A 20,741-nucleotide genomic window follows, 5' to 3' on the forward strand; every position below is an offset into this window, starting at 1 on the left:
AATGTCTTTCTACTCTATTATATCCTTTCTTGGCGGCATAGCCATACTGTTATACGGAATAAGACTTGCCGGCGATGGCCTTCAGAAGGCGGCCGGCGGCCGTCTCCGGGCCATTCTGACTTCCCTCACCAGAAACAGGTTCATGGGAATCGGGGTCGGCGCAGTCATTACAGCCATTCTTCAGAGCAGCAGCGCTACCACGGTGATGCTTGTCGGTTTTGTCAGTTCTGGATTGATGAGGCTGAATCAGACAATGGGTGTCATCCTTGGGGCTGACATCGGCACGACCTTCACCGTGCAGATACTGTCTTTCAGAATTTATGATATTGCAATCCTTTTCATTGCAGCCGGCGTTGCCATCATGTTTCTTGGAAAACGGACTGTTGTGCGTGATGCAGGCGAGGGTATTCTTGGTTTTTCCTTTATCTTCTATTCAATAAAGATCATATCTGAAAGCATGGTTCCGTTGAAGGACAGCGTCTTATTCAAGACAATGCTGCTTTCTGTTGGGGAGAGTCCTGTTACAGCCATACTGATTGCCGCCGTTCTTACTGCAATTGTTCACAGCAGCGCTGCTGTAATTGGCATGACGCTGGCATTATCACTTCATAATCTCATTACGCTGGATGTGGCAATTCCCATTATATTAGGCGCCAATATCGGCACATGTGTAACAGCCGTATATTCAAGCTTTGGTGCAAATATAGAGGCAAGACAGGTGGCTGCTGCCCACATTTTATTTAAGATACTCGGAGTTGTAATATTCTTTCCCTTTATTGGTTTATTTACAGGACTCGTTGAATTGACCTCTTCTGACGTGCCAAGACAGATTGCAAATGCACATACTCTTTTTAATATCGCAATCGGGATAATCTTTGTACCGCTGACGAACCCCATTGCGAACCTGATTCAGAAAATGATGCCGGAAGGGAAAGAAGAAAGATTTGCTCCGAAATATCTGGATCCGCATGTGCTGAGCACTCCTTCGCTTGCCCTTGGGCAAGCCACGCGTGAAGCGCTGAGAATGGCTGAGATAGTGCACTGGATGCTAAGGGAAAGCATAAATGTATTCAAAAACAATGACAGAGACCTTCTTCAGAGGATAGAGCAAAGGGATGATGACGTTGATTTACTCGACAGAGAGATAAGGTTTTATCTGACTAGACTTGCTCAATCGTCACTGTCGCCTTCCCAGTCACGGAGGGAATTCGAGTTAATTGCAATTACAGGCAATATGGAAAATATTGGTGATATTATTGATAAAAACCTGATGGAACTTGCAAAAAAGAAGATATATCACGGAGTTGCCTTCTCAGAAAAGGGAATGGAGGAGATTACTGAATTTCACAATAAGGTGCTTGAAAATCTTGATATAGTCATATCCGCCTTTACCAGCCATGACAAGGAGCTGGCGCATAAGGTGGTGCGTCATAATGCAAGGATGGGGGAGATTGAGAGGGATCTGCGGCAGGCTCACATCAACAGGCTCCACATGGGGCTTAAGGAGTCAATAGATACGAGTGCAATACACCTTGACATCCTGAGTAATCTCAAGAGGATTAATTCACATATTACAAATATTGCCTATCCGACACTTGAAGAGGGTGCAGAATAATTTTCACATATTCGGTTATGCAATTTACTGTGTTTACTCCTTGACAATTTCCTGAAATTTATCTAAAATCGTGCAGTTTATTCAGAAATATTAATATGGAGTAGTATGTTTGATAATCTGACATCTAAGCTGGATGCTGTGCTGAAAAAATTTAAGGGCAGGGGTGTGCTGACTGAGCAGGACATTCAGGAAGGGCTCAGAGAGGTTCGGCTTGCTCTCCTTGAGGCCGATGTCAATTTCAAGGTTGTAAAGGCATTTGTTGACCGGGTCAGGGAAAGGGCGATGGGACAGGATGTCTTAAAGAGCCTTACGCCAGGTCAGCAGGTCGTCAAAATTGTATATGAAGAACTATGTTCTGTAATGGGTGAGCACAGCGAAGGCATTCGCCTCTCACCCAACCCGCCGACAGTAATTATGCTCTCAGGACTACAGGGTTCGGGTAAGACGACCACAGCCGGTAAGCTTGCCATGATGTTTAAAGAGAAAGGCAGAAAGGTGTTGCTTGTGGCTGCTGACATCAGAAGACCGGCGGCAGTGAAGCAGTTATGCGTATTGGGGGAGAGTCTCAGGGTGCAGGTATATACTCCTGAAGGGGGAAAGGATGCCGTAGCGGTATGCCGTGAAGGAGTTGAACATGCTAAAATGTATGGTCATGATGTCGTCATACTTGACACGGCAGGACGCCTTCACATTGATGACGAGTTGATGGATGAGCTTGTACAGATAAAATCCAGTGTAAACCCCGCTGAACTGCTGCTCGTAGTTGATGCCATGACAGGGCAGGATGCAGTCAATATAGCCTCACATTTTGACAAGCTGCTTGATATAACAGGTATTATTTTGACAAAGATGGATGGCGATGCGAGGGGGGGCGCTGTGCTGTCTGTCCGGCATGTAACCGGCAAGCCTGTAAGGCTTGTTGGTATGGGTGAAAAGCTCGACCAGCTCGAACCATTTCAGCCGGATCGGATTGCTTCCAGGATACTTGGGATGGGAGATGTGCTTTCTCTGATAGAAAAAGCGCAAAATGCTTACTCTCTCGAAGAGGTCTCAAAGTTAAAGGATAAGCTGAAGGGAGATGGCTTTACCCTCGAGGATTTCAGGGCTCAGATGAGGCAGATAAGAAAGCTTGGTTCGCTTACAGACCTGATCCAGATGATACCAGGCGGCAGGAAAATGCTGCAGGCTGCCGGAGGAGATATCCCTGAAGACAGCCTTAAGCGTGTAGAGGCTATAATAAACTCAATGACTATGCGTGAGCGGGTCGATCATACTATTATAAATGGCAGCAGGCGTAAAAGGATTGCAAAAGGGAGCGGCACGAGCGTTGAAGAGATCAACAGACTGCTTAAACATTTTCTTGAGGCAAAGAAAATGATGAAAGGCCTCTCAGGGGCAAAAGGTAAACTATCAATGCTGAATAAGGCAAGAAGGTTATTTTCATGAGTTTTGACATCAACCGGTCTGTTCTTACTGGTATTTTTAACCATTCCTCTGATTGTATCTTTATTATTGATAAAGAATGGAGAATCGTGGAAATGAACGGCGCGGCTGAAACTGTTTCAGGCTGGAGAAAGTCAGAGGTCCAGTCAATGCGTCTCTGCACGGAGCTGTTTATTTGTTATGACAAGGATGGAAACCAGCTATGTGATGGTGACTGTCCAAAGCTGAGTGTTGTTGAGAATAAAAGTGGCAGGGATTCCCTGGATGTAAAGATTACTGACAAGTCAGGACAGCCGTTTATCCTGCCTGGTCTGGCTGTGCCTGTAAGCTGTGACGGAGAAATCCTTTCAGCGTTCATTGTAAGAAATGAGATTGACAGGCAGTTGCTGGAGGAACGCCTGTTGTCGCTCGAAAGACTTGACCCGCTTACTCAGCTCTATCACAGGCAGTATTTTGAAGACCTTTTTAACATTGAAGCCAAAAGGCTTCAGCGGCATGGCGGGACTATAGCACTCCTGATGCTCGACGTTGAAGGATTGAGGGAATTAAACATCAGGTATGGACACAGGGCAGGGGATGATGTGCTCAGGGGGGTTGGCAAGGTAATTAAAAAGACTATAAGGGAGGTGGACATAGCGAGCCGTTACGGTGATGACGAGTATGTCATACTTCTTTATGGCGTTGATGAGGTAAAGGGGCAGGCATTTGTTCAAAGACTCAGGGATAACATGCTTAAATTGAATCAGACTGAAAATTTCCCTGTGCCTGTTAAGTTAAATATGTGTCTGCTGGTTGAGGACAGGGAATTCCCGTCATTGCTTCAGAAAATAAAAAATGTTATAGACGAACATAAGGGAATTCCATTATAATATAAGGTCTGGTAATTTTATAAGGAGGTGTATTAGTGGCAACAACGATTAGACTGACAAGAATGGGGAGGAGAAAACGGCCTTTTTACAGGGTGGTTGTTGCAAACTCCCGCATGCCGAGAGATGGAAGATTTCTTGAAGTCCTTGGCATGTATGATCCGCTTAAGGCTGAGAATGTGGAGAGCATAAAGGAGGACAGGGCTCTTTACTGGCTTGGCAAGGGAGCTACTGTTTCGGACACAGTCCGGCAGATCTTCAAGAGGAGCGGAATCCTGCAGAAGTTTGATGACATCAATAAATAGTACGGCACCATAATGACTTTCTTCAGTTGACAGATGGTTTGACAGGAAACGGAGGCGGGAGTTATGAAAGAGCTGATAGAATTGATAGCTAAAGCGCTCGTTGACAGTCCATCGGAAGTTACTGTTGCTGAGGTTGAAGGAGAGAAGGCTACGGTTCTTGAGCTTAGAGTTGCCCGTGAAGACATTGGCAAGGTTATCGGTAAACAGGGCAGAACAGCAAGGGCGATGAGGACAATACTAAGTGCAGCCGGCACAAAGCTCGGGAAAAGGTGCGTACTGGAGATACTGGAATAGCCCCGGGAACCGACAGTGATTTTGTTGCAGTAGCCTTTATAGCGAGGATTCATGGCTTAAGAGGTGATGTCAAGGTAGTACAGCTCTCAGATGACCCGGACAGGATTTATTCTCTGAATAAAGTTTACATTGTTTCAAAAAATGGAGAAACAAAGGAATCCTGCATAAAAAATATCAAAGCCATTAAGGGTGGTTTTGTTGTGTCACTGTCAACAGTTTTATCGGCATCTGATGCACAACATATTGTTGGAAGTTACATATCCGTACCGCAAGACGAGGTTCCGGAACCTGGCAAGGATAGATGGTACCATTATGAGATAATAGGAATTGAGGTGTTTACGACCGGCGGGGTGAGGCTCGGAAAGGTCGAAGAGATTATTACAACCGGTAGTAACGATGTTTATATTGTAAGGAATAATGATCGCGAATATTTAATCCCTGCAATTCGTGATGTTATAAAGGATGTTGATACAAAGAAAAGGCGCATGGTCATTGCCGTGATGGATGGTTTAATTGAGATGTGACATTCTGACTCTCTTTCCTGGGATGATATCCCCTGTGTTTGGGGAGAGCATCCTTAAGAGGGCCCAGGCCAAAGGATTGTTAAATGTCAGGGTTGTCAATATCAGGGATTATACGTTTGACAGGCATCGTACTGCCGATGACTATCCATATGGCGGCGGCGCAGGCATGGTTTTAAAGGCAGAACCGGTACTGAAGGCGGTTGATTCAATCAGGGAAGAGGAGAATGACCTTCGCATACTCCTTATGTCCCCACAGGGAATGCGGTATAATCAGGATATGGCTTCGGAGTTGAGCAGGGATAAACGAAGGATAGTTTTAATATGCGGACATTATGAAGGTATAGACGAGCGGGTGAGGACATACCTGTCGCCCGAGGAGATATCCATTGGTGATTATGTGCTGACCGGAGGTGAGCTGGCAGCCCTTGTCATCATTGATTCTGCAGTCAGATTGATCCCGGGTGTTCTTGGAGACAGCTCTTCTGTGGTGGATGAGTCATTTAATCAACTGCTTGACTATCCGCACTATACGAGGCCCGAAGAGTTGAGAAAAATGGGCGTGCCCTCAGTCCTGAAATCAGGGAATCATGAGGAGATACGAATATGGAGAAGGCGGCAGGCGCTTGCAAATACTTTGTACAAACGTCCTGATATGCTTGACAAGGCGGTCTTGTCAGATGAAGACATAAAATTACTTGAGGAAATTAAGGAGGAAAGAGAACAATGAATGTGATAGAACGCCTGGAAAAACAACAGATGCAGAAAAACATAACGCCATACAATATTGGCGATACAGTGCAGGTGCACGTAAAGGTTATAGAGGGTGACAGGGAACGTACCCAGGTATTTGAGGGTAATATAATAGCGAGACGGGGCAAAAATAACAGAAAGACAATTACTGTCAGAAAGGTTTCGTACGGTGTGGGAGTTGAGCGTGTGTTTCCTGTCTACTCACCGTATGTGCAGGATATAAAAATCCTCAAGAGCGGTAAGGTGCGCAGGGCCAAGCTTTACTATATCAGATCGAAGAAGGGCCGGGCCATGCGTATTGCTGATAAGGACGCTATTGCCTGACCTGTCATTTGAAAATGATGCATACCGGCAGGGGTATACAAATGTCGCCGGAATTGATGAGGCCGGAAGGGGGTGTCTTGCCGGCCCGGTTGTAGCCGCTGCGGTCATATTCAATGCCGGATATTTTATTGAAGATGTTGATGATTCGAAAAAGCTGTCGCCTGTCAGAAGGGAGCGCTTATTTGATATAATAAGTGCAAATGCGATGGGCATAGGCGTCGGTATAGTAGACAATCAGGATATAGATAAGATAAATATTTATAATGCTACTATTAAGGCCATGAAATTGGCAGTAGAAGAAATTGCGATACATCCTGATTATTTGTTGATTGATGCAGTACCTCTAAAAGACCTGTCAATACCCCAGTTGTCCATTATTAAAGGTGATACATTAAGTTTTACCATAGCTGCAGCATCAATTATTGCAAAGGTAACAAGAGACCGGCTTATGGCGGAATATCATCTCTCTTTTCCGGAGTATAATTTTATCACCCACAAGGGTTATGGAACACCGGAACATATTGAGCAGTTGAGAAAATTCGGACCGTGTAAAATTCACCGTGAGAGTTTTATTGGAAAGATACCCGGATGTCAAGATTGAATAACAGGGCAAAGGGCAGGGATGGCGAGTTACTGGCAGAAGAGTACCTTGCGATAAGCGGGTATGATATCATTGCGAGGAATTACAGAAACCGTTTTGGTGAGATTGACCTTATTGCACGGGAAGGTAATACCCTCGTTTTTATTGAAGTAAAGACAAGGAATAACTATAAACATGGCCTGCCTGCAGACGCTGTTGATGAGAGGAAACAACGCAGGCTTGGGAGAGTGGCGCTATCTTATATTGCCAGTGAGGGAATAAATAATCAGCCGTGCCGTTTTGACGTATTGTCTATAATCGAGAACAGGGTAGAGTTGCTAAAGGATGCTTTTATCCTTCCGGAAGGCAGCATATGGTAACCGGTGTAAACAGTGATGTAAATTATAACGGAAAGGTATATCACGTTCAGACGGAAGATGGCGGTATTAATAATCCAATGATACTGACCAGGATATATTGCTGCGGGGTTCTCATTACGAGCAGAAAGACAAGTTATGTCTATTTGCTCGAGATGGAAGGATTCAGGGATGTTGTGGAAAGACTGATGAAGGAACAGCACAATGAAATGATTCAGGAGATTCAGAGTGGCAGGATGGCAAGGTGATACAGTTTCGCAATATAACAAAATCGTACAGAGGTATACCGGTAATTAAGGATTTTACCTGTTCCGTTGAAAAAGGAGAATTTGCATTTATTTGCGGGCCTACAGGTTCCGGCAAGAGTACCCTGCTGAAACTGCTTATGTGTATAGAAAAATGCGATTCGGGTTCCGTCATGTTTATGGACGAAGATCTCACCACAGTAAAGGAGTCACGTATCCCCTTTATTAGAAGGAGCATAGGATTTATTTTTCAGGATGGAAGACTCCTGTCCAATAAGAACGTATTTGAAAATATTGCGCTTGTGCTGAAGGTCTGCGGCCACAATAAAAAGGAGATTGATTACAGGGTAAGTGAAGCCCTGAGGCTTGTCGGGATGAGTGATAAGATTTACTCATATCCATACAGCCTATCGGGAGGGGAATTGCAGAAGGTAGCTGCAGCAAGGGCTATTGTAAATGATCCAGTACTATTGCTGGCAGATGAGCCTGCAGGCAGCCTTGATGCAGATAGTTCTCTTGAGATATACAACATCTTTAATAAAATTAATAGTACGGGTACGACAGTTATAGTTGCCACGCATAACCTGGGAACAGCCGAAAAGACAGGAAAACGGATAATCAGATTGACCCAATAAGAGGGAATTAAGCCATTTTATGCTTTTATACAGCATCCAGGAAGCAATAAAACAGATCAGATCCAACAAATACACTACCATATCAGCCGCCGGTATAATTTCAATAATCCTTCTGGTATTCGGACTATTTCTCCTGTCAATTCATAATCTGAATATTTTTGCAGATACACTGAAGAGTGATATGGAGGTAGTGGCATTTTCTTCGGGAAATGAGACAGATGAACATCTCATGGACGTCAAGTCTGAAATTGGGAAGATGCATGAGACGGAGGCTGTTGTTTTTATCTCAAAAGATGATGCTATTGGCATGTTTGCGAGGGATCTGACCAGTTTTCAGGGCGTCATTAAAGGCTTGAAGGATAATCCTTTGCCTGATGCATTCAGGATAAAATTAGTTCCTGATTCCAGAAACCCGGATGCCATGCGCAATTTTTCTGAGAAGTTGAGGAGGATTAACGGTATTGATGATGTTGAATATGGCAAGGAATGGGTGGAAAGGCTGAATGCACTTGTAACCGTATTGAGGGTGCTGAGCCTTATTGTCGGTGGAATAATGCTTCTGCTGGTATTGTTTATCGTTTCTAATGTTATAAAGCTGACATTCCTGATGAGACGGGATGAGATTGAGATAATGCAGCTTGCAGGAGCTACGAGGCTTTTTATCAGGATACCATATATTGTTGAGGGGGGTATATTGGGGTTGATTAGCGCAGGTAGTTCTGTAGTCATATTATACGGTATTTACAGGATTATAATCTATAAGATTCCGTCAACTGTGTACGTGTGGCTTGGTGGTCTTGAATTCAGTTTTATTTCATTAATGGGAGTCATTTCAATTCTAATCACTGGTGTTATCGTGGGCTGCTTTGGGAGCTGGACATCAATAGGGAGGCTGACGGGTATAGCTTTATTTTTGATTTTATGTTTAAATATTACCCATATACATGAGGTTGAGGGTAAGGAGGTTCAGGTAATTGAGAAAGAGATAGAACAGAGCCAGAAGAAGTTGCTTGATGTAGATAAAAAGATTAAGGAAAGGAAAAAAGCCACTAAAAAGGCGGTTGAAGAAGAAAAGAGGGTTAAAAGCAAGCTTCAAAGTAAGGAAATAAACCTGGGAAGCAAAAAGCAGGAGCTTAAAAAGGTAAGCAGGGATATTATAAAGAAAAAGGAGGAGATCATGACTGTGCACGAAAATGTAGAGTCATTGTCTTCTGATCTGGACAGAAAAAAAATGGAATTATCCGGAGTTGTCAAGGAGATTTATAAGTCATACATGTGGAGGCACAGCGGTTCTGCGGAGCTTCTATTGTCATCTGCCGACTATAATGATTATAAGATACGGTTAAAATATCAGGATAGTCTGATTGGTGAGGCCAACCGAATAATGACAAGCCTGAATGATGACATAGGAGAGCTGAACAGCAGGTTGTCATCATTAAACCGGAGACACCAGAATCTCATGCTTGCAAAGGGTAACATTGTTCAAGACAAGGCGACCATTGAACGTGATATCAGACAGGACAAACAGCAGCTTGTCGGCATTCAAAGGAAAAAGGCAGAGTATGAAGAAGAAATACGGCGTCTTACATCTGCGTCAGCAGCCCTCAAAAAACTTATTTCATCATACGAAAAGGAGCGCAGCCATGATCTGCCTGTTGCAGGGACCGGTTTTGGCAGGAGTAAGGGGCAGTTGACATGGCCTCTTGAGGGAGATGTCATATCCTCATTTGGCCGGCAGAGGCATCCGGAGTTTGATGCATATGTTTTTAAGAAGGGTATAGAGATTGCTGCCAGGGGCTCAAGGGATATCAGGGCTGCATTTGACGGTGTTGTAGCGTATGCAGACTGGCTTCAGGGCTATGGGCTCACACTTATAATTGATCATGGAAACAGTTATTATTCAATTTACGGACATGCATCAAAGATTAATGTTTCAAGAGGCGGAAAAGTGAAGAAAGGACAGATTGTGGCTGTTGCCGGAAGAGGTAATAATGCAGGCAGAGATGGCATATACTTTGAACTCAGGCATCAGGGAGAGGTTATAGACCCTATTGCCTGGCTTGCAAAAGGGTGACCTGGAAATCGGGAGGATAAATAGTATGTCAATGAAAAAGCAGAGGGTGAGAACAGGGGTTGTCGTATTATTGTTTCTACTCCTGGCCGGTGTGTGGGTAATATTCGGGAAGGGCTTCGGGAACCCTGTATTCGGTGGTGAGAGCTATGAAAATCTCAGGGTCTTTGCAGAGGCGCTGTCGCTTGTAGAAAAAAACTATGTAGATGAAACGAAGACAAAGGACCTTGTTTACGGGGCAATCAAGGGAATGCTTTCAGAACTTGACCCTCATACCAGTTTTATGTCGCCTGAAAGTTACAAGGAAATGCAGGTTGATACCAAGGGGGAATTTGGCGGATTAGGCATACAGATAGGTATGAAAGACAAGAAACTTGTAGTCATTGCACCAATTGAAGACACCCCTGCATGGCGGGCCGGTATCAAAGCAGGCGATCATATTTTCAAGATAGATGACACTGTAACAAAGGATCTTGATATGGAAGATGCCGTCAATAAGATGCGGGGTCCGAAGGATACAAAGGTAAAACTGACAATCGTGAGGGAGGGCGAGAAAGAACCGCTTGAATTTACTATCGTAAGGGACATTATCAAGATAAAGAGCATTAAACACAAGGTAATTGAGGGGGATATCGGTTATGTGCGAATTACTCAATTTCAGGAGCGTACGGGAGAAGATCTGAGAAAGGCTCTTGACGACCTTGATAAACAGAAAATCAAGTCACTCATCATAGATATGAGGAACAATCCAGGAGGATTGCTGAAGGTGGCAATCCAGGTTTCTGAATTGTTTCTCAGGGAAGGTAAGCTTGTTGTCTCTGTAAAAGGCAGGAATGACGAGAAGGAAGAATATCTGGCCTCTGAAGCACATGCCAGGGAAGATTATCCTATTGTTGTGCTTGTTAATGAGGGGAGTGCAAGCGCTTCAGAAATTGTTGCCGGCGCTCTTCAGGATTGGGGAAGGGCTGTTGTGTTAGGGACTCAGACGTTCGGCAAGGGGTCTGTTCAGACAGTGTTTACGCTAAGTGATGGTTCCGGGATGAGGCTTACTACAGCAAAGTATTATACGCCAAAGGGTATATCCATTCAGAATACTGGAATCACTCCGAACATTGTAGTCAAGCCGGCATCAGGGCGTGATGAAGCGGATGGCAAATTTATCAGGGAAAAAGACCTGAAAAAGCACCTGAAGAATGAGATGATTGATGAAGATTTGGATAGTGGAGCGAAACCTTCAGACAAAGACAGGGGAAGTGGTAATGGTGATAATGTAACTGAACAACCTCAGGAAGGTGATATTGAAAAGCAGGATTATCAGCTGCAAAGGGCTGTGGATTTATTAAAAGGCTGGAATATTTTTAAAGGAATTGCGCCTTCAGAAACGCAGGCAAAATCTGCCAGATAGAATATTATGACATGACAACGCCGGATTGTATGATTGACATGAAAGGAGACGATTCTTATGGGAAATGTAAGCGCGGTTACAAAAGATACATGGGATGCTGAGGTATTGCAGGCAAAGGGACTGGTGGTCGTAGATTTCTGGGCAGTCTGGTGTGGTCCCTGCAGAATGGTCTCACCTATCGTTGACGAACTTGCAAAAGATTATGAAGGCAGGGCCAGGATTGTAAAACTCAATACCGATGAAAACCCGGAGATTGCAAGCCGTTATCAGATTATGGGCATACCTACAATAATGTTTTTTAAAGACGGTAAGGGCGTTGATAAATTAGTCGGGGCTCTGTCTAAAGTTCAGTATAAGGAAAAGATAGATTCCCTTTTAGCATCCTGATTATTTCCTAACTTCAAAATGCTCAGGGCATTGAGGATTAAAGACCTTGCCATTATTGATGAGCTTAATCTTGAATTCACTGAAGGTTTTGCCGTATTTACTGGTGAAACAGGAGCAGGCAAGTCAATAATTGTTGATGCGCTCGACCTGCTGACCGGCGGCAGAGGCTCTGCGGACGTTATCCGGGACAGTTGTGACGAGGCCATTGTAGAAGGTGTTTTCTACAGCGAAGTCCCTGAGCAAAATCAGTATAAGTTAAAATTAAACAAGTATGGAATTGAGGATAACGGTCAGGAACTTCTTGTGAGGCGGTGTATCAGCAGGAGCGGCAGGAACCGCCTGTATATCAACGGGGTCTTGTCAACTCTTTCAGTCCTGAGTGATCTGTGCAGTCAGTTGATTGACATACATGGCCAGCATGAGCACCAGTCTTTGCTGAATAAAGAGACGCACGTTAATTATCTGGATGCGTTCGGCAAGTTGACAGAACTGAGGGGCAGGTTTGCAGAAAGGTTCAGAACGCTTGATGACCTTCAGCGACGCCTCAGCATGCTTGAGGACAATATTATCAGGAAGAAGGAAAGAGAGGATCTGATAAGATTTCAGCAAGCAGAGATTAAGACCGCTTCACTCAGGATTGGTGAAGACACTGATCTTGCCGCGGAACGCAATATCCTTGACAATTCTCAAAATCTCTCAGCTTTAAGTCATGATGCATACTGTATTCTTTATGAAAACGACGAGTCAGTGCTTGCATTGCTCAGCAGGGCAGAACGTTTGTTGTCTGATATATCATGTATTGATCAAGGGATGACCGGTACTGCTGAGCTGGTCAGGACATCCAGGGTAAATATTAAAGAGGCATCCGAAGGCATAAGGAGGTTTTTGGACAGGATCAGGCATGATCCGGAGAGATTGGAAAGAGTTAATGAACGCATATATCTCATTGACAAAATGAAGAAGAAATATGGTCCTGCCATTGAAGATATTCTGTCTCTACAGGAGAGGCTTGAAAGGGATCTGAAATCTATTGAGTCAATAGACCATGATGTCTCGCTCATCACTGAAGAGATCGGGATAGTGCGTAAGGATGTATGCGCGCTTGCAGATGAGCTTTCAGAAAAGAGGAAGGATGCTGCGGGCAGGTTTGAAAAAGAGGTTATGAGTGAATTATCCAGTCTTGCCATGGAGAAGACAGGATTCGTGATTAATATTGAGGATACTCCCTTATCTCAGGATGGCGTTGATTCAGTAGAATTCATGATCGCAAATATGAATGAGGGACCCAGGCAATTGACAAGGGTGGCGTCAGGCGGCGAGCTTTCAAGGATACTCCTTGCTATCAAGAGCAGGATTCATTCCATTAATTGTGCTCAGACTCTTATATTCGATGAGGTTGATGCCGGTATCGGCGGCAGGGTAGCTGAGGAGGTAGGCAAAAGGCTTAAGTCACTGTCAGGCGGCAATCAGTTATTTTGTGTAACTCATCTCCCTCAGATTGCTGCGTTCGCTGATTCGCATTTCCATGTGGAAAAGGTTGTTGCAGGTGAAAGGGCAGTGACAAGGGTGAGGCTGCTGGACCGGGAGGAAAGGATTGAAGAAATAAGCCGGATGCTTGGAGGAAGTGAAAAAACGGGAACTGCATTAAGGTATGCTGAAGAGATGATTAACAGGGTTACTGACGGAAATGAACCAGGGCCGGCAAAAAACAGGATATGCTCGCAACATTAAAAAAGGAGATCAGGCATCAGGTATTGACAAAGCGTGACAACCTGACCACAGAAGAGAGAATCAATCTTAGCCGGAAAATATGCAATAATCTAATGAGTCTTGATGAATTTAAGAAGGCTGATACAGTACATTTTTTTCTTACAATAAAGAGTGAGGTCATAACAGAGGAGGCCGTACGGAAGTCATTGCTGCTGGGTAAGGATGTTGTAGTGCCTGTGACAGACAGAAGGCAAAGACGCCTGCTGCTTTCAAGATTGTCAGATTATGACAGGGACCTGATGCTCATGCACCATGGTATCCATGAACCCAGACCTGAAGCCATAAGGCATATTGACCTTAAAGATGTGGATCTCATGGTGCTTCCGGGTGTTGCATTTGATCAGACGGGTCACAGGCTTGGTTATGGTGCAGGTTATTACGACAGACTTCTCGAAGCTGAACATACAAGACCGGTACTGACGGCCCTCGCTTTTGAACTGCAGATGGTTGACTATATCCCGGTAGGGCTGCATGATGTAGAAGTGGACATGATAGTAACTGAAGATCGCGTAATACGTTGTAAGCAGTGCAGGCCTTCAGAGCCGGCATGATGTTGCCCATAAGAGGCAACGTTACATGTTTGAAAGGATGAGGATTATGTCAGCAAAGATTATTGATGGAAAGTCAGTAGCAAGGCATATCATAGAAAATATAGCAAAAGAGGTTAATAAACTCAGGCACGAGGGTATTCACCCGGGTCTTGCAGTAGTGCTTGTGGGAAACAATCCTGCTTCTATGGTTTATGTAAGAAATAAGGGAGAGGCCTGCCGGTCTGCTGGCATCTATTCGGAAGAGCACAGACTTCCTGAGGATGCATCAGAGGACGAGTTGCTTCGCCTTATTGAAAGGCTTAATAACGACAACAAAATTAATGGCATACTGGTGCAGCTTCCTCTTCCGGAACGGATTAATAAAGATAATGTGCTGAAAGCAATTTCTCCTGAGAAGGATGTGGATGGTTTTCATGAAATCAACATGGGGAGGCTGATTACCGGACAGGATGGGCTTGTACCATGTACTCCGCTTGGAATTATCAAATTGCTTGATCATTATCATATAACCGTTGAAGGGAAAAATGCCGTTATAGTAGGCAGAAGCAACATAGTAGGCAAGCCGGTAGCGCTTATGCTCCTGAACAGAAATGCGACTGTTACAATATGCCATACAAGGACTAAAAACATGCAGGAGGTTTGCAGGCAGGCGGATATCCTGATAGCAGCGGTCGGACGTTCTCACATGATATCAGGCGATATGATAAAGGAAGGGGCTGTGGTTGTTGATGTTGGAATCAACAGGCAGGCTGACGGCAAGCTGGCTGGAGACGTTGATTTTGAACGTGCATCAGAAAAGGCGTCATGGATAACTCCGGTCCCGGGCGGAGTAGGGCCTATGACGATAGCAATGCTGCTATATAATACGGTAAAGGCTGCAAGGCATATGGCAGGCAAGCAATGAAAATAAGCAGGCTCCTGAATAATAAGCCTCCCCTGTTTTCTTTTGAGTTTTTTCCGCCTAAAAGTCCTGAGGGCGAAAAAAACCTGTATGAGACTATCAAAAACCTGCGCAGGCTGGAACCCGCATTTGTGTCCGTAACTTACGGAGCAGGTGGAAGTACAAGGGAAAAGACTGTTGACCTTGTAATAAGGATTAAACATGAACTGGGTATTGAGCCTATGGCACACCTTACCTGTGTGAACAGCTCAGAAAAAGAAATAAACAGCATTTTGTCAAAACTGCGGGACCAGGGCATAGAGAACATACTTGCACTGAGAGGGGACATCCCACAGCAGGAGGGGCTTGACAGAGGGCATGAGGCCTTCCACCACTCCAATGAATTAATAATGCACATAGTTAAAAACTACGACTTCTGCATCGGTGCAGCGGCCTTTCCTGAAGGACATAAGGAGAGCAGGAGTCTCGAGGAAGATACAAACTGCATGAAGATGAAGGCAGAGGCAGGGGCGGATTTTTTCATAACTCAACTTTTCTTTGATAACAGGTACTACTTTGAGCTTATTGAGCGGACTCAAAAGATCGGGCTTGCCATACCGGTTATACCGGGCATAATGCCTATCACGAGTGTGGACCAGATTGAACGCTTTACATCATTATGCGGAGCCACAATACCGGTGGACCTGAAAAACAGGCTCGAATCTGCAAGTGATAATCCGGCGGCTGTAATGGACATAGGCATCAGATATGCGACAGATCAATGCCGGGAGCTTCTGAAAAGAGGAGTCCCTGGAATACATTTCTACACACTGAACCGCTCCCCGGCAACTATTGCAATATTGAGAGAGTTAAAGATGATGTAATCACAGAGATTTCACGTAAACCGTCATGAGCCCTTCGACTGTTCGACAAGCTCACAGCACAGGGCTCACCAGGGTTCATGAAAATGTCATTCCCTCGTAAGCGGGAATCCAGACCGACGGCATGGTTCTGGATTCCCACTTATGTGGGAATGACGGGTACTCAAATCCTGCGGGGACAGGTTCTGTGGGAATTACGGGTGAATAGGAGCATTTTCAGGTGAAAATTACTGTACCGGACATACGTCGAAGAAAGCATGATGGCCGGAAGATTACCATGCTTACGGCATATGACTGCACCTTTGCCAGGCTGATTGATGAAGCCGGCATTGACATTGTCCTTGTCGGAGACTCACTCGGAACTGTTGTGCAGGGTTATCCAACGACATTGCATGTCACAATGGATGAGATGATATATCATACCAGGATTGCTTCAAGGGGGGTTCAAAATGCCCTTGTTGTAGGGGACATGCCTTTTATGTCATATCAGACGTCAGTATCAGATGCGGTGCGAAATGCCGGAAGGTTTCTTAAAGAAGGCTCGGCAGCAGCAGTCAAGATTGAAGGAGGATCTGCTGTTATAGACAAAATCAGGGCAATAATTTCATCAGGAATTCCGGTTATGGGACATCTGGGTCTTCTTCCCCAGTCAGTCCATCAAATGGGCGGGTATAAGGTGCAGGGGAGGGAGGATTCCTCTGCAGAGAAGATTCTGAGTGATGCAGCAATGCTTGAAGATGCCGGAGTCTTTGCAGTTGTACTTGAGGGCATTCCGGCAGGTCTCGCATCAAAAATTACAAATACGCTGACCATACCCACTATTGGAATCGGCGCCGGGGCCCAATGTGGCGGTCAGGTGCTTGTCATAAATGATCTTCTTGGTTTGTCTCCTCAGCCTGTACCCAGATTTGTAAGACAATATGCCGCAATGAGGAATATATGCACTGATGCAGTAAAACGCTTTAAGGAAGATGTAGAAAACGGCATATTTCCTTCCGCTGACGAGAGTTACTGAGTGATATCACCTTCAATCATAGACAGATTGCGGAATGAACTGGGCAGTGATGCAGTCATAACCGACCCGGAACACATGATATGTTACTCCTATGACGCAACCCGCATTGAGAAATTGCCTGATGCCCTGTTGATGCCGAAGTCTCCTGAGGATATTGCGTCAATTTTAAAAATTGCGAATAGTCAAAAGATCCCCGTGATACCAAGAGGAGCCGGCAGCGGATTTGCAGGTGGCTCTGTACCTGCAGAAGGCGGGATAATTCTGTCATTACAACGGATGGACAGGATCCTTGAGGTGAACACGAAAGACTTTTATATCGTTGCCGAGCCAGGGGTAGTTACAAGAGATATTCAAAAGGCCGCTGAAGCTGAGGGATTGTTCTATCCGCCTGACCCATCGAGTGTGAATTTCTGCACAATAGGTGGAAATATTTCCACTGGAGCCGGGGGTGCCAGAGGGGTCAAATACGGTACGACCAAGGACTATGTTATGGGGCTTGAAGTAGTCCTGCCCACAGGAGACATCATCTTTACCGGGACAAAGGCGCCCCGCAGTGTGGCCGGATACGACCTCACAAGGCTCCTGACAGGTTCAGAAGGAACACTCGGGGTTATTACAAAGGCGATACTAAGGCTCATACCTTTACCGGAAAAGACGGCTACTGCAGCAGCGATATTTACCTCGGTTAATGATGCCATAGCGGCGGTTGATCATATAATAATGTCTGGTATAAGGCCGTCAGTAATCGAGTTTATGGATAACTCATCAATAAGTGTAGTACGTGAACTCCTTCCGGAATCTGTAAGGGAACAGGGCGAGGCAATGATCATTTGTGAAGTTGACGGCCCGGGGACACAGCTTGAAGAGGGGTTGCACAGTATAGAGGATGTGTGCAGGAAGTCAGGGGCTGTCATTGTTTCTGCCGCACGGACTCCTCAGGACAGGGAGAGGCTCTGGACAGCCCGCAGGTCTGTGTCGCCTGCGCTCTATAAGATAAATCCTACAAAGATCAATGAGGATATTGTAGTCCCCCGCAGCAGACTTTGTGATTTGATGAACGGGGTCGGCATGATTGCATCAGGCAATAAGGTACAGATAGTCTCCTTTGGTCATGCCGGAGACGGCAATCTCCACATCAATGTAATGACAGATGACAAAAATAAAGAGGAGTTCAGGCGTGCCAAAAAGGCGGTACACGAGTTATTTGAGCTTACATTAAGCCTCGGAGGCAGCATTTCCGGAGAGCATGGCATAGGAATGACCAAGGCCCCTTTCCTTCCTATGGAAGTATCCGATAAGGTGATAGGGATCATGAAGGGAATTAAACGTACCTTCGACCCGAACAACATCCTGAACCCTGGTAAGATTTGGCCGTCTTGAATAAACAACATAGTTTAGAGAGTAAGCTCTGCATTCCATTTCCTGCCCTGAGGGTGCGTAATTACCAGCTCTACTTCAGCGGACAACTTATCTCTCTTTGCGGCACCTGGCTTCAAACAGTTGCACAGGGCTGGCTCGTGTTACAGCTTACCAGCTCTGCATTTCTCCTTGGCCTTGTAGCTGCGGCATCTATGCTTCCAAGCCTGTTGTTCTCTCTCCTGGGAGGCGTGATGGTGGACCGTTTCCCAAAAAGAAAGATCCTGCTTTTCACGCAGACAGCCTCGATGTGTTTTGCGCTTATCCTGGGTGTTCTTACATTACTCAATATCATTACTGTGACTGAGATTGTCATACTGGCGTTTCTCCTCGGCACTGTAAACGCTGTTGATGTCCCTGCCAGGCAATCCTTTGTCATTGAAATGGTAGGCAGGGATGCGCTTGCATCGGCTATTGCGCTCAACTCCGGAATTTTTAATGCTGCCCGTGTCATCGGCCCTGGTTTTGCAGGAATACTTATTGCCCTTGTCGGTACAGGCGGGACATTTATCATCAATGGCCTCAGCTACATCGCGGTCATTATCGCCTTGCTTTTCATCCGAATTGATAACGAGAGGGCTCAGGTGCCTGAGATAAGTACCCTGACAGCTATCAGGGAGGGAATACAGTATGCCTTTTCCGAGCCGGTAATCCGTACCCTCTTGTTATTCGTGGGCGTAACCTCAGTCTTTGGATGGTCCTATTCTTCGATGCTTCCCATAATAGCCCGGAATATCTATCGTGCAGATGCCACAGTCCTCGGCCACTTCTATTCCGCAACCGGTATCGGCGCCGTGATTGCCATGGTCCTTGTATCCGCCTATTCGAGACAAATCAGGGCATCATGGTTCATCCTCGGTGGTAACATTCTTTTTGTCCTGAGTCTGGTTATGTTCACGTTTACGGTTAATCTGGCAATTGCGCTTCTTCTTCTGTTATTTGCCGGTCTGGGGCTTATTTCACAGATGGCCATGATAAATACCACGATACAGCGACTGGCTGATGACAGGCTGCGTGGACGCGTGATGGCGATATATGCCCTTATGGTCATGGGGCTTGCCCCGCTCGGTCATCTTGAAGTCGGCTATTTCACTGAACACTACGGCCCCAGGTTTGCGATACGCTTTGGTGCAGCCGTAGTATTTATATTTGCTGTGATCCTTTTCCTGAGTCGAAACAGGATAAGAACTGCCCATAAGCGCTATCGCCAGATTAAAAATGAAACAGCGTAGGTTTATGTCAAACTTGCTACACATTCTTATGTTTGCTATAGTGACGATATGTACGAAAATCCTATTAACTCAATGACAGGCAAGAGGGTAAGGATTATAGCAAACGATATTGCGTACACAGGTCTGTTAGTCGAAGTGACGGAAACTTCAGTTGAATTGCAGGGTGATGGTCAGTGGGTCACGATTCCTGTTGACTGTATAAGTTCGATTTCTGCAGAAGAAGATGCTCCTGATGGCGGGCAGTTTCCGCCCGCTACTGCCGGTTTCTGAAAAACGCAACAGTATTTGCAAGACCGGTCCTGAGTGGCACTGATGGCTCCCAGTCCAGTGTTTTTCTTGTCTTGTCAAAGCTCAGACAACTCCGCATCTGCTCCCCCTTCTTTGCAGGCCCGTGCATCTCGCGCACATTGCTCCCTGTCAGTTCAACCAGGATCCTGAAAAGCTCATTTACTGTTGTCTCTATGCCTGTGCCGACATTAAAGATATCGCATATGTCATTCTCTATAGCCCGCATTACTGCATTAACAACATCCTCTACATAAACATAATCGCGTGTCTGCATCCCATTTCCGTTGATCAGCGGCTGGTCATTTCTAAGCATCTTCTTTGTAAATATGGCTACTACACCGGCCTCCCCAAAAGGGTCCTGTCTCGGGCCATAGACATTTGCATATCTCAGTGAAACATACTTTAAACCATGCATCACCTGATAATAATAGAGATAATGTTCGCCGGTTAATTTACTTATTCCGTAGGGGCTGACAGGTCGTGCCGCGTGGTCCTCTGCCGTAGGGTAGGGGCCTCCCTCACCGTATATAGCCCCGCCTGTTGACGAGAAGATGACCTTTCTGGTTCCATAACGAACGGCGTATTCAAGGAGATTAATCATCCCTAGTATGTTTGTCTTTGCATCGAATGCAGGATCGGCAACTGATCTCCTGACATCCATCTGTGCGGCCAGATGACAGATTACCTCAGGTTTTTCCTTCTTAAATACCTTCTCAATCCTCGGATTTTCAATGTCCAGTTTATAGAATTCAGCTGCAGGATTGAGGTTTTCGGTTTTGCCTGTTGAGAGGTTATCTATAACAGATACCGTATGTCCTTCCAGTATAAGCCTGTCAACTATATGAGATCCTATGAACCCAGCACCGCCTGTAACAAGAACACGCATT

At 45.4% G+C, this 20,741-nt stretch carries 24 protein-coding genes; 23 read left to right on the forward strand and 1 reads right to left on the reverse strand.

Annotated features, from left to right (window positions below; translation table 11 throughout):
- Position 1: 1 nt before the first annotated feature.
- The 23 genes from IT393_11170 to IT393_11280 all read left to right on the forward strand — a co-directional run bounded on the left by IT393_11170 (position 2) and on the right by IT393_11280 (position 19,836).
- The gene (locus IT393_11170; GenBank protein ID MCC7203204.1) at positions 2-1,615 is read left to right on the forward strand and encodes a Na/Pi cotransporter family protein; all 1,614 of its coding nucleotides are present in this window, start codon (positions 2-4) and stop codon (positions 1,613-1,615) included.
- A 105-nt stretch (positions 1,616-1,720) separates the two neighbouring features.
- Positions 1,721-3,061, forward strand: a complete 1,341-nt coding sequence (ffh, locus tag IT393_11175; GenBank protein ID MCC7203205.1) for a signal recognition particle protein — start codon at positions 1,721-1,723, stop codon at positions 3,059-3,061.
- A complete protein-coding gene (locus tag IT393_11180) occupies positions 3,058-3,927 on the forward strand; it encodes a diguanylate cyclase (protein MCC7203206.1) in 870 nt (289 codons plus the stop codon). The genes ffh and IT393_11180 overlap by 4 nt, the downstream gene beginning before the upstream one ends.
- A gap of 35 nt (positions 3,928-3,962) precedes the next feature.
- Positions 3,963-4,229, forward strand: a complete 267-nt coding sequence (gene rpsP, locus IT393_11185) for a 30S ribosomal protein S16 (GenBank protein ID MCC7203207.1) — start codon at positions 3,963-3,965, stop codon at positions 4,227-4,229.
- A 63-nt stretch (positions 4,230-4,292) separates the two neighbouring features.
- Positions 4,293-4,523 (forward strand): KH domain-containing protein, encoded by a 231-nt coding sequence (locus IT393_11190; GenBank protein MCC7203208.1) that lies wholly within the window; start codon positions 4,293-4,295, stop codon positions 4,521-4,523.
- The gene (gene rimM / locus IT393_11195; GenBank protein ID MCC7203209.1) at positions 4,499-5,047 is read left to right on the forward strand and encodes a 16S rRNA processing protein RimM; all 549 of its coding nucleotides are present in this window, start codon (positions 4,499-4,501) and stop codon (positions 5,045-5,047) included. The genes IT393_11190 and rimM overlap by 25 nt, the downstream gene beginning before the upstream one ends.
- Entirely contained in the window at positions 5,037-5,774 is a 738-nt protein-coding gene (trmD, locus tag IT393_11200) for a tRNA (guanosine(37)-N1)-methyltransferase TrmD (protein ID MCC7203210.1), read from the forward strand. Before rimM ends, trmD begins: the two co-directional genes overlap by 11 nt.
- On the forward strand, positions 5,771-6,121 hold the full coding sequence (rplS, locus tag IT393_11205; protein ID MCC7203211.1) for a 50S ribosomal protein L19: 351 nt from the start codon (positions 5,771-5,773) through the stop codon (positions 6,119-6,121). The genes trmD and rplS overlap by 4 nt, the downstream gene beginning before the upstream one ends.
- The gene (locus IT393_11210) at positions 6,114-6,722 is read left to right on the forward strand and encodes a ribonuclease HII (protein MCC7203212.1); all 609 of its coding nucleotides are present in this window, start codon (positions 6,114-6,116) and stop codon (positions 6,720-6,722) included. The genes rplS and IT393_11210 overlap by 8 nt, the downstream gene beginning before the upstream one ends.
- Positions 6,710-7,081 carry a YraN family protein gene (locus IT393_11215; GenBank protein ID MCC7203213.1) on the forward strand — a complete coding sequence of 124 codons (372 nt, stop codon included), beginning with the start codon at positions 6,710-6,712 and terminating at the stop codon, positions 7,079-7,081. The genes IT393_11210 and IT393_11215 overlap by 13 nt, the downstream gene beginning before the upstream one ends.
- Entirely contained in the window at positions 7,075-7,326 is a 252-nt protein-coding gene (locus IT393_11220; GenBank protein ID MCC7203214.1) for a hypothetical protein, read from the forward strand. Before IT393_11215 ends, IT393_11220 begins: the two co-directional genes overlap by 7 nt.
- Positions 7,323-7,958, forward strand: a complete 636-nt coding sequence (locus IT393_11225) for an ATP-binding cassette domain-containing protein (GenBank protein MCC7203215.1) — start codon at positions 7,323-7,325, stop codon at positions 7,956-7,958. The genes IT393_11220 and IT393_11225 overlap by 4 nt, the downstream gene beginning before the upstream one ends.
- A 19-nt stretch (positions 7,959-7,977) precedes the next feature.
- A complete protein-coding gene (locus IT393_11230) occupies positions 7,978-10,032 on the forward strand; it encodes a peptidoglycan DD-metalloendopeptidase family protein (protein ID MCC7203216.1) in 2,055 nt (684 codons plus the stop codon).
- Positions 10,033-10,063: 31 nt separating this feature from the next.
- Positions 10,064-11,434 carry a S41 family peptidase gene (locus IT393_11235; protein MCC7203217.1) on the forward strand — a complete coding sequence of 457 codons (1,371 nt, stop codon included), beginning with the start codon at positions 10,064-10,066 and terminating at the stop codon, positions 11,432-11,434.
- Between the two features lie 57 nt (positions 11,435-11,491).
- Positions 11,492-11,821 (forward strand): thioredoxin, encoded by a 330-nt coding sequence (gene trxA, locus IT393_11240; GenBank protein MCC7203218.1) that lies wholly within the window; start codon positions 11,492-11,494, stop codon positions 11,819-11,821.
- 18 nt (positions 11,822-11,839) lie between these two features.
- The gene (gene recN, locus IT393_11245) at positions 11,840-13,552 is read left to right on the forward strand and encodes a DNA repair protein RecN (GenBank protein MCC7203219.1); all 1,713 of its coding nucleotides are present in this window, start codon (positions 11,840-11,842) and stop codon (positions 13,550-13,552) included.
- Positions 13,537-14,142, forward strand: a complete 606-nt coding sequence (locus IT393_11250) for a 5-formyltetrahydrofolate cyclo-ligase (protein MCC7203220.1) — start codon at positions 13,537-13,539, stop codon at positions 14,140-14,142. Before recN ends, IT393_11250 begins: the two co-directional genes overlap by 16 nt.
- A 46-nt stretch (positions 14,143-14,188) precedes the next feature.
- The gene (gene folD / locus IT393_11255; GenBank protein MCC7203221.1) at positions 14,189-15,046 is read left to right on the forward strand and encodes a bifunctional methylenetetrahydrofolate dehydrogenase/methenyltetrahydrofolate cyclohydrolase FolD; all 858 of its coding nucleotides are present in this window, start codon (positions 14,189-14,191) and stop codon (positions 15,044-15,046) included.
- The gene (metF, locus tag IT393_11260) at positions 15,043-15,906 is read left to right on the forward strand and encodes a methylenetetrahydrofolate reductase [NAD(P)H] (GenBank protein ID MCC7203222.1); all 864 of its coding nucleotides are present in this window, start codon (positions 15,043-15,045) and stop codon (positions 15,904-15,906) included. Before folD ends, metF begins: the two co-directional genes overlap by 4 nt.
- A gap of 223 nt (positions 15,907-16,129) precedes the next feature.
- Positions 16,130-16,918 carry a 3-methyl-2-oxobutanoate hydroxymethyltransferase gene (panB, locus tag IT393_11265; protein ID MCC7203223.1) on the forward strand — a complete coding sequence of 263 codons (789 nt, stop codon included), beginning with the start codon at positions 16,130-16,132 and terminating at the stop codon, positions 16,916-16,918.
- Between the two features lie 75 nt (positions 16,919-16,993).
- Positions 16,994-18,298 (forward strand): FAD-binding protein, encoded by a 1,305-nt coding sequence (locus tag IT393_11270; GenBank protein ID MCC7203224.1) that lies wholly within the window; start codon positions 16,994-16,996, stop codon positions 18,296-18,298.
- Complete coding sequence (locus IT393_11275) at positions 18,295-19,566, forward strand: MFS transporter (protein ID MCC7203225.1); 1,272 nt, start codon at positions 18,295-18,297, stop codon at positions 19,564-19,566. The genes IT393_11270 and IT393_11275 overlap by 4 nt, the downstream gene beginning before the upstream one ends.
- A 48-nt stretch (positions 19,567-19,614) precedes the next feature.
- Positions 19,615-19,836 carry a hypothetical protein gene (locus IT393_11280; GenBank protein MCC7203226.1) on the forward strand — a complete coding sequence of 74 codons (222 nt, stop codon included), beginning with the start codon at positions 19,615-19,617 and terminating at the stop codon, positions 19,834-19,836.
- On the opposite strand, the gene IT393_11285 is transcribed toward IT393_11280, so the two are convergent.
- Positions 19,820-20,740, reverse strand: coding sequence for an NAD-dependent epimerase/dehydratase family protein (locus IT393_11285; GenBank protein ID MCC7203227.1), 921 nt, complete (start codon positions 20,738-20,740; stop codon positions 19,820-19,822). The two genes, IT393_11280 and IT393_11285, sit on opposite strands and share 17 nt — an antisense overlap.
- Position 20,741 lies beyond the last annotated feature (1 nt).

It is taken from the genome of Nitrospirota bacterium (assembly GCA_020851375.1).
Classification (GTDB): Bacteria; Nitrospirota; 9FT-COMBO-42-15; order HDB-SIOI813; family HDB-SIOI813; genus RBG-16-43-11.